This is a genomic window from Streptomyces sp. NPDC111606 (assembly GCF_055656945.1).
The window spans coordinates 1649684-1665841 of sequence record NZ_JBVKBY010000001.1 but is presented as its reverse complement, the minus strand read 5'-3'; the positions used below and the strand labels follow the sequence as shown (position 1 = coordinate 1665841).

Genomic DNA, 16158 nt, shown 5'->3' with positions numbered 1-16158 from the left:
AACAAAGCCGTATCCCCGCTGAGGATCTGGTCCGAAGGCTTAATGGCCGGCTGTTGAAAGCGCCGAGGTCACGCACGGAGTATGGACAGGTATTCGGCGCCTGCCCGGGAGTGGAATTCCCCCGGCCGCGCTTGATCATCCCAGAATTCCTGCCGATTGAGGAGGGGGCCAGTCGTGCGCAAGGTGCTCATCGCCAACCGTGGCGAAATCGCTGTCCGCGTGGCCCGGGCCTGCCGGGACGCCGGGATCGCGAGCGTGGCCGTCTACGCGGATCCGGACCGCGACGCGTCGCATGTCCGCGCTGCGGATGAGGCGTTCGCCCTGGGCGGTGACACCCCGGCAAGCAGCTATCTGGACATGGACAAGGTCCTGAACGCGGCACGCGAGTCGGGCGCGGACGCCATCCATCCCGGCTACGGCTTCCTGTCGGAGAACGCCGACTTCGCCCAGGCCGTCCTGGACGCGGGCCTGATCTGGATCGGCCCGCCCCCGCAGGCCATCCGCGACCTGGGTGACAAGGTCGCCGCCCGTCACATCGCCCAGCGTGCCGGCGCCCCGCTCGTCGCGGGCACGCCCGACCCGGTCTCCGGCGCCGACGAGGTCGTCGCCTTCGCCGAACAGCACGGCCTGCCGATCGCGATCAAGGCCGCCTTCGGCGGCGGCGGACGCGGCCTGAAGGTCGCCCGCACGCTGGAGGAAGTGCCCGAGCTGTACGACTCGGCGGTCCGCGAGGCCGTCGCGGCATTCGGGCGCGGCGAGTGCTTCGTCGAGCGCTACCTCGACAAGCCCCGCCACGTCGAGACGCAGTGCCTGGCCGACACCCACGGCAACGTCGTGGTCGTCTCCACCCGTGACTGCTCGCTGCAGCGCCGCCACCAGAAACTGGTGGAGGAGGCCCCGGCCCCGTTCCTGTCCGAGAAGCAGGTCGCGCAGCTGTACCGGGCGTCGAAGGCGATCCTGCGTGAGGCGGGGTATGTAGGCGCCGGCACCGTGGAGTTCCTGGTCGGGGGCGACGGTACGATCTCGTTCCTGGAGGTCAACACGCGTTTGCAGGTCGAGCACCCGGTCACCGAGGAGGTCACCGGCATCGACCTCGTGCGCGAGATGTTCCGCATCGCCGACGGCGAGGAACTCGGCTACGACGACCCCGTCATCCGTGGCCATTCGCTGGAGTTCCGCATCAACGGCGAGGATCCCGGCAGGGGTTTCCTCCCGGCGCCGGGCACGGTCACCACGTTCGCCCCGCCGACCGGTCCGGGCGTCCGCCTGGACGCGGGCGTGGAGTCCGGCAGCGTGATCGGCCCGGCATGGGACTCCCTGCTGGCCAAGCTGATCGTCACCGGCGCCACCCGCGGGCAGGCCCTGCAGCGGGCCGCGCGTGCCCTGGCCGAGTTCCAGGTCGAGGGCATGGCCACGGCGATCCCCTTCCACCGCGCGGTCGTCAAGGACCCGGCCTTCGCGCCGGAACTGACCGGCTCCAGCGACCCGTTCACGGTCCACACCCGCTGGATCGAGACCGAGTTCGTCAACGAGATCAAGCCCTTCGCCGCCCCCACCGACACCGACACGGAGAACGAGGCCGGTCGCGACACCGTGGTGGTCGAGGTCGGCGGCCGGCGCCTGGAGGTCTCCCTGCCGGCCTCGCTCGGCATGACGCTGGCCCGCACCGGGCTGGCCGCCGGAGCCAGGCCGAAGCGGCGGGCGGCGCGCAACTCCGGCCCGGCCGCTTCCGGTGACACCCTCGCCTCGCCGATGCAGGGCACCGTCGTCAAGGTCGCCGTCGAGGAAGGCCAGGAGGTCGAGGAAGGCGACCTCATCGTCGTACTCGAAGCGATGAAGATGGAACAGCCGCTCAATGCCCACAAGTCCGGCACCGTCAAGGACCTGTCCGCCGTCCTCGGCGCCTCTCTCACCTCCGGCGCAGCCATCTGCGAGATCAAGGACTGACCAAGTCCCAGGGAGGTGTGACCAGATGTACTCCGAGACGTATGCCCCGACGTACTCCAAGACCTACTCCGGGATCTGTTCCAAGACGTGTTCCGAGTCGTACGACGGGCACGACGCGCCCGCGCCCCGGGCGCCCGCCTGGCTCCTGGCCGGCGAGGACGACGAGAACGACAGCGACCACCCGCACATCTGCCGGGGCATCGACTGACGGAAATCGATTTCCCTTTCCGCGTTCCGTGCCCCCCTTTCCCACGCACCATTTTCCAAGGAGAGAGCTCATGCACAGCACCTTGATCGTGGCTCGGATGGAACCGGGCTCCGCGGTCGATGTCGCCAAGTTGTTCGGCGCGTTCGACGAGACCGAGATGCCCCATCTGATGGGTACGCGACGCCGCCAGCTCTTCCACTACCGAGGTCTGTACTTCCACCTGCAGGACTTCGACGCGGACAACGGTGGCGAGCTGATCGAGAAGGCCAAGTCCGACGAGCGCTTCGTGCGCATCAGTGAGGACCTGAAGCCCTTCATAGAGGCGTACGACCCGGCCACCTGGCGTTCCCCGGCCGACGCGATGGCGACGCGCTTCTACAACTGGGAGGCCGCCCGATGAGCGGCCGTCGGGACAGCCCCGCGCGGGTCGTCATCACCGGGATCGAGGTCCTCGCGCCCGGCGGCGTCGGCAAGGACAGCTTCTGGAACATGCTCAGCGAGGGCCGTACCGCGACGCGCGGGATCACCTTCTTCGACCCGAGCCCCTTCCGTTCGCAGGTCGCCGCGGAGATGGACTTCGACCCGGACCGGCACGGGCTCACGCCGCAGGAGGTCCGCCGGATGGACCGGGCCGCCCAGTTCGCGGTGGTCGCGGCGCGCGGCGCGGTGGCCGACAGCGGGATCGACCTCGCCGCCCACGAACCGCACCGGGTGGGCGTCACCATCGGCAGCGCGGTCGGCGCCACGATGGGGCTGGACGAGGAGTACCGGATCGTCAGTGACGGCGGCCGGCTGCACCTGGTCGACCACGAGTACGCCGTACCGCACCTCTACAACTACTTCGTCCCGAGTTCCTTCTCGGCCGAGGTCGCCTGGACAGTCGGCGCGGAGGGCCCCAACACCGTGGTGTCCACCGGCTGCACCTCCGGCATCGACTCGGTCGGCTACGCCGTCGAGCTGATCCGTGAGGGATCGGCCGACGTGATGATCGCCGGTTCGTCCGACGCGCCGATCTCGCCGATCACCATGGCCTGCTTCGACGCCATCAAGGCGACGACCCCGCGCCGGGAGGACCCCGAGCAGGCCTCGCGGCCGTTCGACGGCACCCGAAACGGGTTCGTACTCGGCGAGGGCTGCGCGGTGTTCGTCCTGGAGGAGCTGGAGAGCGCGCGGCGGCGCGGGGCGCACATCTACGCGGAGATCGCCGGCTACGCCACCCGCAGCAACGCGTACCACATGACCGGTCTGCGGCCGGACGGCGCGGAGATGGCCGAGGCGATCACGGTGGCGCTGGACGAGGCCCGTATGAACGTGGACCGGATCGACTACATCAACGCCCACGGCTCCGGCACCAAGCAGAACGACCGGCACGAGACGGCCGCCTTCAAGAAGAGCCTCGGTGAGCACGCCTACCGCACTCCGGTGAGCTCCATCAAGTCGATGGTGGGGCACTCGCTCGGCGCGATCGGCTCGATCGAGATCGCCGCGTCCGCGCTGGCCATGGAGCACCACGTGGTGCCGCCCACGGCCAACCTGCACACCCCCGACCCGGAGTGCGACCTCGACTACGTGCCGCTCACCGCCCGTGAGCAGCTGACCGACGCGGTGCTGTCGGTGGGCAGCGGGTTCGGCGGTTTCCAGAGCGCGATGGTGCTCGCCCGTCCCGAGAGGAGCATGGCATGAACGCGGTCGTGGTGACGGGCCTTGGTGTCACGGCCCCCAACGGCCTGGGAGTTCAGGACTACTGGGCGGCGACGCTCGCCGGCAAGAGCGGCATCGGACGCATCACCCGCTTCGACCCGTCGGGGTACCCGGCGCGGCTGGCCGGTGAGATCCCCGGCTTCGCGGCCGAGGAGCACCTGCCGAGCCGGCTGCTGCCGCAGACCGACCGGATGACCCGGCTGGCACTCGTCGCCGCCGACTGGGCGCTGGCGGACGCCGGGATACGGCCGCAGGACCTGCCCGAGTTCAGCATGGGCGTGGTCACGGCGAGCTCGTCGGGTGGCTTCGAGTTCGGCCAGGGCGAGCTGCAGGCGCTGTGGAGCCGGGGCAGCCAGTACGTCAGCGCGTACCAGTCGTTCGCCTGGTTCTACGCCGTCAACAGCGGCCAGATCTCCATCCGGCACGGCATGAAGGGCCCGAGCAGCGTGGTCGTCAGCGACCAGGCCGGCGGGCTGGACGCGGTGGCGCAGGCACGCCGCCAGATCCGCAAGGGCACGCCGATCGTGGTCTCCGGCGCCGTGGACGCCTCCATCTGCCCGTGGGGCTGGGTCGCCCAGCTCGCCGCGCAGCGACTGACCACGCGCGACGAGCCGAGCCAGGCGTATCTGCCCTTCGACGGGGCGGCCGACGGGTATGTGCCGGGCGAGGGCGGCGCGCTGCTCGTCATGGAGTCCGAGGAGTCGGCGCGGTCGCGCGGTGCGCGGATCTACGGCGAGATCGCCGGGTACGCCGCGACGTTCGACCCCGCGCCGGGCACCGAGCGCCCGCCGGCCCTGCGCCGCGCGATCGAACTCGCCCTGGACGACGCGGGGTTGAACGCCGACCAGGTGGACGTGGTCTTCGCCGACGCGGCGGCCGACCCCGAGCTCGACCGCATCGAGACCGAGGCGATCACGGCGGTCTTCGGCCCCCGGGCCGTCCCGGTCACCGCCCCCAAGACGATGACGGGCCGCCTCTACTCGGGCGCGGCTCCCCTGGACCTGGCCACCGCCTTCCTCGCGATCCGCGACGGCATCATCCCCCCGACCGTCCACGTGACCCCGTCCCCCGACCACCCCCTCGACCTGGTGACCGACCGCCCACGCGAGACCGCACTACGCACCGCCCTGATCCTGGCCCGCGGCCATGGGGGCTTCAACTCGGCGGCGGTGGTGCGGGGGGTGGACTGACCGGCCCACACCTGTCGGCTGCCTGGGTCCGGCCTGGCATCTGGCCGACGGCCGACCGGCCACTGACCTCCGCGAACGGACCACCGGTCGAGAGGCTCCGGCTTCCGGGGCCACCGGGCTGTCGCCCACCGGCCTTCGGGGCCACCGCGCTTCCGGGGCCACCAGGCTTCCGGGGCCACCGGGCTGTCGCCCACCGGTCTGCGGACCATCGGGCTTCGGCCACCGACGGCCACCGACGACCAGCCATCGACCTCGGCCACCCGTCTCCGTGCGGGGGTTGCCGATCACTGGCAATCGGGCTCTAACCCCCGGTCGCTGAACGGCAATTACCGCCACCAGCTGCTGCCCCCAGGTCTCCGGGCCAACGGGCTTCGGCCACCACGACCACACCATCGACCTCGGCCACCCGTCTCCGTGCGGGGGTTGCCGATCACTGGCAACCGGGCCTCAACCCCCGGCCGCTGAACGGCAATCACCGCCACCAGGCTGCCGCCCCCAGGTCTCCGGACCACCGGCATCGGCCACCACGACCACGCCATCGACCGCGATCACCGGCCTCCGGGCAGGGGCTGCCGATCAAGGCCACCAGGCCTCGGCCCCCGGCCTTCGAACGGCGACCCCAACCACCCGGTCACCGCCCACCCACCAGCAGCCACCGGACCACCAGGCCACCCACCCGGGCCACCAAGCACGGACCACCAACACGTACCCGAAAGGAACCCCACGTGGAACCGCAGCAGTTCACCCTCGACGACCTCAAGCGCATCCTCATCGAGGGCGCCGGCGCCGAGGAGAGTGTCGATCTTGACGGCGACATCCTCGACGCGGACTTCGAGCACCTCGGCTACGAGTCGCTGGCGCTGCTCGAGACCGGCGGACGGATCGAGCGGGAGTACGGGATCGTCCTGGACGACGACGTCCTGTCGGAGAGCAACACGCCGCGCGCCCTGATCGATGCGGTCAACACCCAGTTGGGCGACGGAACCCAGGCCGCCGCCTGACGTCTCGTCGTACCCGACATTTCGCGATCTCGCCGCCGCCGGCGCATCCAGCATGTCAGCCGGCGGCGGCGCCCCCCCACAGTCCTCGTAGTGCGCCACCCAAGGGAGTTGGAAAAGCATGCCGCAGCACCAGACGCAGCGCGTCGCGCTGATCACCGGAGCCACCAGTGGCATAGGCCTGGCCGCCGCCCGGCAGCTGGGCGCCGCCGGGCACCGCGTGTTCATCGGGGCGCGTGACGCCGACAACGTGGCCGCGACGGTCAAGCAGCTCCAGGAGGAGGGCTTGGAGGCGGACGGCGCCGCCGTGGACGTCCGTTCGGCGGATGCCGTCCAGGCCTTCGTGCAGGCGGCCGTCGACCGCTTCGGAGCCGTCGACGTCCTCGTCAACAACGCCGGCCGCAGCGGTGGCGGAGTGACCGCCGACATCGCGGACGAGTTGTGGGACGACGTCATCGACACCAACCTCAACAGCGTCTTCCGGATGACCCGCGAGGTGCTCAACACCGGCGGCATGCGCGGCCGCAGCTGGGGCCGGGTCATCAACATCGCGTCCACCGCCGGCAAGCAGGGCGTCGTCCTCGGCGCCCCCTACTCCGCCTCCAAGCACGGAGTCGTCGGCTTCACCAAGGCCCTCGGCAACGAACTCGCCCCGACCGGCATCACCGTCAACGCCGTGTGCCCGGGCTACGTCGAGACCCCCATGGCCCAGCGCGTCCGCCAGGGCTACGCCGCCGCCTACGACACCTCCGAGGACGCGATCCTCGAGAAGTTCCAGGCCAAGATCCCGCTCGGCCGCTACTCCACGCCGGAGGAGGTCGCCGGGATGGTCGGCTACCTCGCCTCCGACACCGCCGCCTCCGTCACCGCTCAGGCGATCAACGTCTGCGGCGGCCTGGGCAACTTCTGATCCCGCCGGCTCCTGACGCCGACACCGACGCCCGCCTGCCGGACCAACACAGGAAGATGAGGACGAGGACGTGACCACGACGGAAGAGACAACCCGCGAGGTGGCGCACGAGATCACCGTCTCGGCCCCCGCCGACGCCGTCTACCGGCTGATCGCGGAGGTGGAGAACTGGCCCCGGATCTTCCCGCCCACCATCTACGTGGACCACCTGGAGAAGGGCGAGCGCGAGGAGCGCATCCGCATCTGGGCCACCGCCAACGGCGCCCCCAAGAGCTGGACCTCGCGCCGCACCCTGGACCCCGAGAACCGCCGGATCACCTTCCGCCAGGAGGTCTCCGCGCCCCCGGTCGCCGCGATGGGCGGCGCCTGGGTGATCGAGGAACTGCCGGGCGGCGACTCACTGGTACGCCTGCTGCACGACTACCGCGCCGTCGACGACGACCCCGAGGGCCTCGCCTGGATCGACGAGGCCGTCGACCGCAACTCCCGCTCGGAGCTGGCCGCGCTGAAGGAGAACGTCGAGCGGGCCCACGCCACCCGCGAGCTGACCTTCTCGTTCGAGGACACGGTGCTCATCGAGGGCGCCGCCAAGGACGTCTACGACTTCATCAACGAGGCCCACCTCTGGGTGGACCGGCTCCCGCACGTGGCCCGCGTCGGCTTCGAGGAGCCCACACCCGGCCTCCAGGTGCTGGAGATGGACACCAGGGCGAAGGACGGCTCGACGCACACCACCAAGTCGTACCGGGTGACCTTCCCGCACCGCGCGATCGCCTACAAGCAGGTCACCCTGCCGGCCCTGATGACGCTGCACACGGGCCTGTGGACGTTCGAGGAGTACCCGCGCGGGGTCGCCGCCACCTCGCAGCACACGGTCGTGCTCAACCCGGACAACATCGAGCGGATCCTCGGCGCCGACGCGACCGTCGAGGACGCCCGCGAGTACGTCCAGGGCGCCCTGAGCACCAACAGCCGCGCCACGCTGGGCCACGCCAGGGACCACGCGGAGAAGAGCCGCTGACCATGGCCGACGACACCTCCCGGGCCACGGCGGACCACACCTCCCGGGCCACGGGCGACGACCCCTCCCCGGCCACCCGGGTCATTGTGGTCGGCGCGGGCCCCGTCGGCCTCTTCCTCGCCGGCGAGCTCCGCCTCGGCGGCGCCGACGTGGTCGTACTGGAACGGCTGCGCACCCCCACCACTGAGTCCCGGGCCTCGACGCTGCACGCCCGCACGGCGGAACTCTTCGACTGCCGTGGGCTCCTGGACGCGCTCGGCGACCCGCCGCGGGAGCCGCGCGGCCACTTCGGCGGCGTACCGATGGACCTGACCATGCCCGGCCCGTACTCGGGCCAGTGGAAGGTGCCCCAGACCAGGACCGAGGAACTGCTCCAGGACTGGGCCGGCGCCCTCGGCGCCGACGTCCGGCGGGGCTGGGAGGTGCGCGAACTCGTCCAGGAGGACGGGTACGTGGAGGTCATGGCCGACACCCCGGACGGCGTACGCCTGCTGCGGGCGGCGTACGTCGTCGCCTGTGACGGCGAGGACAGCATCGTGCGGCGGCTGACCGGGGCGGCCTTCCCCGGCACCCCCGCCGGACGCGAACTGCTGCGCGCGGACATCGCCGGGATCGACATCCCGAACCGGCGTTTCGAGCGCCGGGAGCACGGGCTGGCCATCGCGGCCCGGATACCCGGCGGCGTCACGCGGGTGATGGTGCACGCCTTCGGACGGCCCGCCCGGCCGCGGACGGGACCGCCGGAATTCGCGGAGGTCGTGGACGTATGGCGAAGCGTCACCGGCGAGGACCTGAGCGGCGGACGTCCGGTGTGGCTCAACGCCTTCGGCGACGCCAACCAGCAGCTGGAGCGGTATCGGCACGGGCGGGTGCTGTTCGCCGGGGACGCCGCCCACCGTCAGATGCCGAGCGGCGGCCAGGCGCTCAACCTCGGCCTCCAGGACGCGGCCAACCTGGGCTGGAAGCTGGCCGCGGTGGCCTGCGGCCGGGTCCCGGCGGGGCTGCTCGACACCTACCACGACGAGCGGCACGCGGTCGGGAGCCGGGTGCTCGCCAACATCAGGGCCCAGGCGCTGCTGCTGCTCGGCGGGCCGGAGGTGGAAGCGGCGCGCACCCTGCTCGGCGAGCTCATCGCCGCGGGGCCCACGCGGGACCACCTCGCGTCGATGATCACCGGGCTCGACATCCGCTACCCCACGGGCGGCGGCACCCACCCCCTGCTCGGCGCCCGGCTCCCGCTCGGCACGCTGCCGACGCCGGACGGCCCGGTCGGCGTCGCCGAAGCACTGCGCGACGGACGCGGACTGCTGCTGGTCGCCGACTCCGCCCGGGCCGAGCTGCGCTGGCTCGGCAAGGTCTGGTCCGACCGTGTCACTCCGGTGGCGGTACGACCGGGTGCGGCGGAGCCGCTGCACGGGGCCGACGGGCTGCTGGTCCGTCCCGACGGCCATGTCGCCTGGGCGGGGGACGACCCGTGGGCGGCGTCGGCGGCGATCCGCCACTGGTTCGGACGGCCCGATCCCGGGCTGTGACCGGAAGACGCGACACCGGACACCACAGTATTGGCAATTCGGATGAAATCATCTCAATTCAGGTTCAGAGAGGGAAGCGCTGTGGACACGGATGTGACGGACGTGATCGTCGTCGGCGCCGGGCCGACCGGCCTCATGCTGGCCGGGGAGCTACGCCTGGGCGGCGCCCGGGTCGTCGTCGTGGAGAAGCTGGCACGGCCGACCGGGCAGTCCCGGGGGCTGGGGTTCACGGCCCGCGCGATGGAGGTGTTCGACCAGCGCGGGCTGCTGCCGCGGTTCGGCGCGCTGGAGAAGAGCCCGATGGGCCACTTCGGCGGGGTGCAGTTCGACTACACCGTCCTGGAGGACGCCCACTTCGGCGCGCGGGGCGTCCCGCAGTCGCAGACGGAGGCCGTCCTGGAGGAATGGGCGGCCGAACTGGGCGCGGACATACGGCGCGGCTGGGAACTGGCCAAGCTGGCCGAGGACGGCGACGGCGTCGAGATCGTGGCGGTCACGCCCGAGGGCGAACAGCGGGTGCGCGGGGCGTACCTGGTGGGCTGCGACGGCGGGCAGAGCGTCGTGCGCAAGGCGGCCGGGTTCGACTTCCCCGGGCTCGCGGCCACCCGCCGGATGTACCTGGCCGACGTCACCGGTTGCGAGATCCGGCCCCGCTTCCTGGGGGAGCGGCTGGACAACGGCATGGTGATGGCCGCGCCGCTGGCGCCGGGCGTCGACCGGATCATCGTGTGCGAGGACGGCACGCCGGCCGGGGACCGCCCGGAGGAGGTGGAGTTCGACGAGGTCGCGGCCGCCTGGGAGCGCATCACCGGCGAGTCGCTGGCCGGTGGCGGCGCCGACTGGGTCAGCTCCTTCACGGACGCCACCCGCCAGGTCTCCGCCTACCGCAGGGGCCGGGTGCTGCTCGCCGGGGACGCCGCGCACGTCCATCTCCCGGCCGGGGGACAGGGGCTCAGCACGGGCGTGCAGGACGCGGTCAACCTCGGCTGGAAGCTGGCCGCCGTGATCCGCGGGGAGCTGCCGGACGCCTTCCTCGACAGCTACCACGACGAACGGCACCCCGTCGGCGCCCGGCTGCTGATGAACACCCGTGCGCAGGGCATGATCTTCCTCGGCGGCGCCGAGGCCGACCCGGTGCGCAAGGTGTTCGGCGAGCTGATGGAGCTGGAGGACGTCCGCCGCCGACTGGCCGGCGTCGTCAGCCACCTCGACATCACCTACGACCTCGGCCCCGGCACTCACCCCCTCGTCGGCCGCCGCCTGCCCCCGCGCCCGCTCCACCTGGCAGACGGCACCCGGACCACCACGACCGCCCTGCTGCACCCGGCCCGCGGCGTCCTGCTCGACCTGACCGACGACGCCACCGTCCGCGAGGCCGCGGCCACCTGGGCCGACCGGATCACCGTCGTCACGGCCACCCCCGAGCACTTCGGCGTCTTCGCCGGCGCGACGGCCCTGCTGGTCCGCCCCGACGGCCATGTGGCCTGGGCGGCCGTAGGCGAGAGCACCGAAGCCTCCACGCGGCGCCGGCCGGCCACCGTCGGCGCCCCCGCCTCCGGCCCCGTGACCGCCGACGGCCGTGTCTCCGGTCCGGTGGCCGCGGACACTCCTGCCTCGGGCGTCGTGGCCGCGGACGTTCTTGCTTCCAGTCCCGTGGCCGCTCCCGCTTCCGGTCCTTCGCCCGCCGGCGGTCGCATCCCCGGCCCCACGGTTGCCGACAGCCCCGTCGCCGGCGCCTCTCGCGGCGCCGACGCCGAGGCCACGACACCCGAGGCCGACTGGCCGTTCGCCGACGACCCGACCGGCATCGAGGCCCTCGTCATCGCCCTGCACCACTGGTTCGGCACCCCGGAGGTGGCGTAGCACGATGGTCACGTCCCTGTCGGTCGGCCCGCGCGTGCGGCGGATCACGCTCGACGCCGCCGGGCACACCCTGTCGGCCCTGCTGAGCGCACCGCAGAGCACGCCGCCGCGTGCCACCGTGGTCGCGCTGCACGGGGCCGGGATGAGCGCGGGGTACTTCGACGGCGGGGCCCAACCGGACGCCTCCCTGTGCGCGTTGGGAGCGCATCTGGGGTACGCGGTCCTCGCCGTCGACCGGCCCGGCTACGGCGACTCCGCCGCCGGGCTCCCCGAAGGCCTGGACCTCGCCGGGCAGGCCCGCGTCCTGCGGGCCGCGCTCGACCACTTCGACGCCGAGTACGACATCGGCATCGGTACGTTCCTGCTGGCGCACTCCTTCGGCGGCAAACTCGCCCTCACCCTGGCCGCCGAAGCCCCGCCCGCCGAGCTGCTGGGCCTGGACATCTCCGGCTGCGGGCACCGCTACGCCCCGCGCTCCGCGGAACTGCTCACCGGCCCGGACCGGGCCCGCTGGAAGCACAACTGGGGCCGGCTCGGCCTCTATCCGCCCGCCACCTTCAAGCGCAGCGCCGCCTTCGTGAAACCCATCCCGGAACTGGAGCTGCGGGCCGCCTCCGACTGGCCGGACGTCTTCGACGCGCTCGCCCCGCGCGTACGCGTCCCCGTACGTCTGACCTTCGCCGAGCACGAACTGTGGTGGCGGCACGACGCCGACGCCCTCGACGACCTGCGGACGAGGCTGAGCGCCGCGCCGCGCGTGGTCGTCGACCGGCAGCCGGACGCCGGGCACAACATCAGCCTGGGCCGCACGGCCCGCGCCTACCACCTGCGCGCGCTGGCCTTCTTCGAGGAGTGCCTGTACTTCGAGGAAGGCCTGCCGGAGCGGGACGGTCCATGACCCCGGCCAGGACACCGCGCAAGACACCACGCGGGAAGCCGCGCAAGCACCGACGACCGCCCCGCCGACTGCTCGCCACCAGCCTGCGCTCCCTGACCGTACGCAACTTCCGTCTCTTCGCCGGCGGTCAGGTCGCGTCCGCCACCGGCACCTGGATGATGGTCGTCGCCCAGGACTGGCTCGTCCTCGAACTGACCGGCGACTCCGGCACGGCACTTGCCACGGTCACCGCGCTCCAGTTCACGCCGATGCTGCTGCTGACGCTCTACGGCGGCCGTATCGCCGACCGGTACGACAAGCGGGCCCTGCTGACCGGGGCCAACGTCGTCTCCGGCGTGCTGGCGCTGCTGCTCGGCCTGCTGGTCACCGGCGGCGCGGCCGAGCTGTGGCACGTCTACGTCTTCGCACTCGCCCTCGGCGTCGCGAACGCCGTGGAGGTCCCGGCCCGGCTGTCGTTCATCGCCGAACTCGTCGGACCCGACCTGGTACCCAACGCCTCCGCGCTCAGCGGCGCTTACTTCAACATCGCGCGGGTGCTGGGCCCGTCACTGGCCGGGCTGCTGATCGAGGCCGCCGGCACCGGCACCGTGATGCTCCTCAACGCGGCGAGCTATGCGGCGACCGTGGCCGGGCTGCGCGCCATGCGGCCCGGCGAACTGCACCGGCCGCACCGCCCGGCGGCGGGCCCGGCCCGGGTCACCGAAGGGCTGGCCCATCTGCGGTCCCGGCCCGACCTGGTGGCGACGCTGGCCCTGCTCGCGGCGGTGTCGCTGTTCGGCCTGAACCTCCAGCTGACCCTGCCGCTCATGGCCCGTACCGTCTTCCACACCGACGCCGCCGCCTTCGGCCTGCTCACCGCGGCGCTCGCCGCCGGATCGCTGCTGGCCGCCTTCACCGGCACCCTGCGCCGGGACCGCCCCCGGGCCCGCCTGGTCATCGGCTGGGCCTGCGCCTTCGGCGCCCTCGTGGCGGCCACCGGGTGGGCGCCGAACCTGGCGACGGCGCTGGTCCTGCTGGTACCGACCGGCTTCGCCTCCCTGTACTTCGCGCAAGCCGCCAACCACCGCGTCCAGTTGGGCAGCGACCCCGCCTACCGGGGCCGGGTCATGGCCCTCTACACCCTGATCCTGCAAGGCAGCGCCCCGCTCGGCGCGCTGTTCGTCGGCGCCGTCACCTCGCAGCTCGGCACCCGTTCCGCGCTGTGGGCGGGCGGCCTGCTCTCCCTGACGGCCGCCCTCGTCGCTGCGGTGGCCGACCGCAGCGACGCACGGGCCGCGGCCACCACCCCGGCCGACCGGCCCCGGGAACACCCGCACCCCACGGACCTCACAACCGACCCCGAAACCGGACCAGCAACCGCCGACGAGCCCACATCCGAACCCACGCCCGGCACCGGGAGCCGCCCATGAACCTCCCCCACATACCGAACACCCCACGCGGCACCCGGGAGTTGGGCCCGTCGGACCTGCACGTCTGGCTGCTGCCGCCCCCCGCCTCGCCCCGCGACGTACCGGACGGCGAACTCGACGAGCACGAGCGGCGCCGCGCCGCCGCCTACCGCAGGCAGAGCGACCGGCAGTTGTACGTCGCCGCCCACGTGGGCCTGCGCCGGGTGCTGTCGCTCTACACGGGCGTCGCACCCCGGAGCCTGCCCCTCGGCCGGGAGTGGTGCGAGGAGTGCGGGGAACGGCACGGCCGGCCGGTCCTGGTCGATCTGCCGGGCGCCCCCGAATTCTCGCTCTCGCACAGCCACGGCCTGGCGCTGGTCGCGGTGGCCCGCACCCGGGTCGGCGTCGACGTGCAGGCCCTGCCGTCGCCGGAGACCGTCGACGCCTGTCTGCCCCTGCTGCACCCGGCCGAGCGGCAGGAGATCACCCGGCTCCCCGCCGACCGGCGCCAGACGGCCTTCGCGCGGCTTTGGTCCCGCAAGGAGGCGTATCTGAAGGGCCTCGGCACCGGGCTCGCCCGCGCCGCCGACCTCGACTACCTCGGCGAGGCCGCCGAGTCCTGGCGCCCGACCGGCTGGACGGTGCGCAACATGCCCCTGTGCGACGGCCATGTCGGCGCCGCGGCGCTGGCCGGCGACAAGGACTGGCGGGCCGCCCTGCACCCGGTGCCCGCCGAGTGGCTCCACACCCGGGACGCCGACCTGCGGATCTCCGCCGTCCAGCCGGCCCTGCGCACAGTGCTGCGCGCCCACGACCCGTCCGCCGTCCGGACGCACGCCCTCATCGACACCAGGAACAGGAAGGAAAGGGCCCAGGCATCATGACCGTAACCGTCACCGACCCCCGAGCTCCCGAAGCTCCCGTGCTCGACACCGCCCCGGACGCCACCGAGGCGGACCGGCTCACGGAGCTGCGGACCATCAAGGAACGCGCCCGCAACGGCCCTGACCCCAAGGCCACCGAACGCCAGCACGCCAAGGGCAAGCTGACCGCCCGCGAACGCATCGAACTCCTCCTCGACCCCGGCTCGTTCACCGAGGTCGAGGCCCTGCGCCGGCACCGCGCCCAGGGCTTCGGCCTGGAGGCGAAGCGGCCGTACACCGACGGCGTCGTCACCGGCTGGGGCACGGTGGAGGGCCGCACGGTCTTCGTCTACGCCCATGACTTCCGCATCTTCGGCGGCGCCCTGGGCGAGGCCCACGCCCAGAAGATCCACAAGCTGATGGACATGGCCATCGCGGCGGGCGCGCCCCTGGTCTCCCTCAACGACGGCGCGGGCGCCCGCATCCAGGAGGGCGTCTCCGCGCTCGCCGGCTACGGCGGCATCTTCCAGCGCAACACCAAGGCGTCCGGCGTCATCCCGCAGATCAGCGTGATGCTCGGCCCGTGCGCGGGCGGCGCGGCCTACTCGCCCGCCCTCACCGACTTCGTCTTCGCCGTACGCGACATCTCCCAGATGTTCATCACCGGCCCGGACGTGGTCAAGGCGGTGACCGGCGAGGAGATCACCCAGAACGGCCTGGGCGGCGCCGACGTGCACGGGGGCATCTCCGGAGTGGCCCACTTCGTCTACGACGACGAGCGCACCTGCCTCGAAGAGGTCCGCTACCTCCTGTCGCTGCTCCCCTCCAACAACCGCGAACTGCCCCCCGCCCACCCCACCGACGACCCCGCGGACCGCCCCGGCGACACACTGCTCGACCTGGTCCCCGAGGACGGCAACCGCTCCTACGACATCCGCAAGGTGATCGAGGAACTCGTCGACGACGGCGACTACTTGGAAGTCCACGCCGCCTTCGCCGCCAACATCGTCTGCGCGTTGGCCCGTCTCGACGGCCACGTCGTGGGCATCGTCGCCAACCAGCCCGCCTCCATGGCCGGCGTGCTCGACATCCGGGCGAGCGAGAAGGGCGCGCGGTTCGTGCAGTTCTGCGACGCGTTCAACATCCCGCTGATCACCCTGGTGGACGTGCCCGGCTTCCTGCCCGGGGTCGACCAGGAGCACGAGGGCATCATCCGCCGCGGGGCGAAGCTCCTGTACGCGTACTGCAACGCCACCGTGCCCCGCGTCTCGGTCGTCCTGCGCAAGGCCTACGGCGGCGCCTACATCGTCATGGACTCCCGCTCCATCGGCGCCGACGTCGCCCTGGCCTGGCCCACCAACGAGATCGCCGTGATGGGCGCGGAGGGCGCGGCGAACGTCGTGTTCCGCCGGGAGATCGCGGCCGCCGACGACCCCGAGGCGATGCGCCGCCAGAAGATCGCGGAGTACAAGGACGAACTCGTCCACCCCTACTACGCGGCCGAGCGCGGCCTCGTCGACGACGTGATCGACCCCCGCGAGACCCGGCTGATCCTCAGCCGTGCCGTGGCGATGCTCGCCACCAAGTCCGCGGCCCTGCCCACCCGCAAGCACGGCAACCCGCCCCAGTAGGAGCCCAC

At 72.4% G+C, this 16158-nt stretch carries 13 protein-coding genes and 1 pseudogene; all 14 read left to right on the top strand.

Translation table 11 applies throughout. The features are described from left to right. Positions 1–174 precede the first annotated feature (174 nt). The 14 genes and pseudogenes from ACZ7M7_RS07555 (at position 175) to ACZ7M7_RS07490 (ending at position 16150) form a co-directional block, all read left to right on the top strand. Positions 175–1947, top strand: coding sequence for an ATP-binding protein (locus tag ACZ7M7_RS07555; RefSeq protein ID WP_472113704.1), 1773 nt, complete (start codon positions 175–177; stop codon positions 1945–1947). Between the two features lie 25 nt (positions 1948–1972). Beyond that, positions 1973–2155, top strand: a complete 183-nt coding sequence (locus tag ACZ7M7_RS07550; protein ID WP_383608600.1) for a hypothetical protein — start codon at positions 1973–1975, stop codon at positions 2153–2155. 70 nt (positions 2156–2225) lie between these two features. Then, a complete protein-coding gene (locus tag ACZ7M7_RS07545; protein WP_383608603.1) occupies positions 2226–2555 on the top strand; it encodes a TcmI family type II polyketide cyclase in 330 nt (109 codons plus the stop codon). Beyond that, positions 2552–3838, top strand: coding sequence for a beta-ketoacyl-[acyl-carrier-protein] synthase family protein (locus ACZ7M7_RS07540; protein WP_328427306.1), 1287 nt, complete (start codon positions 2552–2554; stop codon positions 3836–3838). The genes ACZ7M7_RS07545 and ACZ7M7_RS07540 overlap by 4 nt, the downstream gene beginning before the upstream one ends. Next, positions 3835–5046, top strand: coding sequence for a ketosynthase chain-length factor (locus ACZ7M7_RS07535; protein ID WP_453822288.1), 1212 nt, complete (start codon positions 3835–3837; stop codon positions 5044–5046). The genes ACZ7M7_RS07540 and ACZ7M7_RS07535 overlap by 4 nt, the downstream gene beginning before the upstream one ends. Before the next feature lie 725 nt (positions 5047–5771). Next, positions 5772–6047 carry an acyl carrier protein gene (locus tag ACZ7M7_RS07530; RefSeq protein ID WP_383608609.1) on the top strand — a complete coding sequence of 92 codons (276 nt, stop codon included), beginning with the start codon at positions 5772–5774 and terminating at the stop codon, positions 6045–6047. A gap of 118 nt (positions 6048–6165) precedes the next feature. Further along, on the top strand, positions 6166–6954 hold the full coding sequence (gene fabG, locus ACZ7M7_RS07525; RefSeq protein ID WP_383608612.1) for a 3-oxoacyl-ACP reductase FabG: 789 nt from the start codon (positions 6166–6168) through the stop codon (positions 6952–6954). Between the two features lie 70 nt (positions 6955–7024). Next, positions 7025–7975: an aromatase/cyclase gene (locus tag ACZ7M7_RS07520; protein ID WP_472113700.1), complete on the top strand. Its 951-nt coding sequence runs from the start codon at positions 7025–7027 to the stop codon at positions 7973–7975. A gap of 2 nt (positions 7976–7977) precedes the next feature. After that, the gene (locus ACZ7M7_RS07515) at positions 7978–9507 is read left to right on the top strand and encodes an FAD-dependent monooxygenase (protein WP_472113698.1); all 1530 of its coding nucleotides are present in this window, start codon (positions 7978–7980) and stop codon (positions 9505–9507) included. 42 nt (positions 9508–9549) lie between these two features. Beyond that, positions 9550–11019 (top strand): annotated as a pseudogene (locus ACZ7M7_RS07510) (FAD-dependent monooxygenase); the annotation flags it as partial. Between the two features lie 355 nt (positions 11020–11374). Continuing rightward, positions 11375–12268 (top strand): alpha/beta hydrolase, encoded by an 894-nt coding sequence (locus tag ACZ7M7_RS07505; RefSeq protein WP_383608620.1) that lies wholly within the window; start codon positions 11375–11377, stop codon positions 12266–12268. Next, entirely contained in the window at positions 12265–13677 is a 1413-nt protein-coding gene (locus ACZ7M7_RS07500; RefSeq protein ID WP_472113696.1) for an MFS transporter, read from the top strand. Before ACZ7M7_RS07505 ends, ACZ7M7_RS07500 begins: the two co-directional genes overlap by 4 nt. Beyond that, positions 13674–14540, top strand: coding sequence for a 4'-phosphopantetheinyl transferase family protein (locus tag ACZ7M7_RS07495; RefSeq protein ID WP_472113693.1), 867 nt, complete (start codon positions 13674–13676; stop codon positions 14538–14540). The genes ACZ7M7_RS07500 and ACZ7M7_RS07495 overlap by 4 nt, the downstream gene beginning before the upstream one ends. Continuing rightward, positions 14537–16150, top strand: a complete 1614-nt coding sequence (locus ACZ7M7_RS07490) for an acyl-CoA carboxylase subunit beta (RefSeq protein ID WP_472113691.1) — start codon at positions 14537–14539, stop codon at positions 16148–16150. The genes ACZ7M7_RS07495 and ACZ7M7_RS07490 overlap by 4 nt, the downstream gene beginning before the upstream one ends. Positions 16151–16158 lie beyond the last annotated feature (8 nt).

Bases quoted from the DNA above. Each gene is read 5' to 3' on its own strand.
- ACZ7M7_RS07545 (WP_383608603.1), top strand. From the start codon at position 2,226: ATGCACAGCACCTTGATCGTGGCTCGGATGGAACCGGGCTCCGCGGTC.
- ACZ7M7_RS07515 (WP_472113698.1), top strand. From the start codon at position 7,978: ATGGCCGACGACACCTCCCGGGCCACGGCGGACCACACCTCCCGGGCC.
- ACZ7M7_RS07505 (WP_383608620.1), top strand. From the start codon at position 11,375: ATGGTCACGTCCCTGTCGGTCGGCCCGCGCGTGCGGCGGATCACGCTC.
- ACZ7M7_RS07495 (WP_472113693.1), top strand. From the start codon at position 13,674: ATGAACCTCCCCCACATACCGAACACCCCACGCGGCACCCGGGAGTTG.
- ACZ7M7_RS07500 (WP_472113696.1), top strand. From the start codon at position 12,265: ATGACCCCGGCCAGGACACCGCGCAAGACACCACGCGGGAAGCCGCGC.
- ACZ7M7_RS07550 (WP_383608600.1), top strand. From the start codon at position 1,973: ATGTACTCCGAGACGTATGCCCCGACGTACTCCAAGACCTACTCCGGG.
- fabG (WP_383608612.1), top strand. From the start codon at position 6,166: ATGCCGCAGCACCAGACGCAGCGCGTCGCGCTGATCACCGGAGCCACC.
- ACZ7M7_RS07535 (WP_453822288.1), top strand. From the start codon at position 3,835: ATGAACGCGGTCGTGGTGACGGGCCTTGGTGTCACGGCCCCCAACGGC.
- ACZ7M7_RS07490 (WP_472113691.1), top strand. From the start codon at position 14,537: ATGACCGTAACCGTCACCGACCCCCGAGCTCCCGAAGCTCCCGTGCTC.
- ACZ7M7_RS07540 (WP_328427306.1), top strand. From the start codon at position 2,552: ATGAGCGGCCGTCGGGACAGCCCCGCGCGGGTCGTCATCACCGGGATC.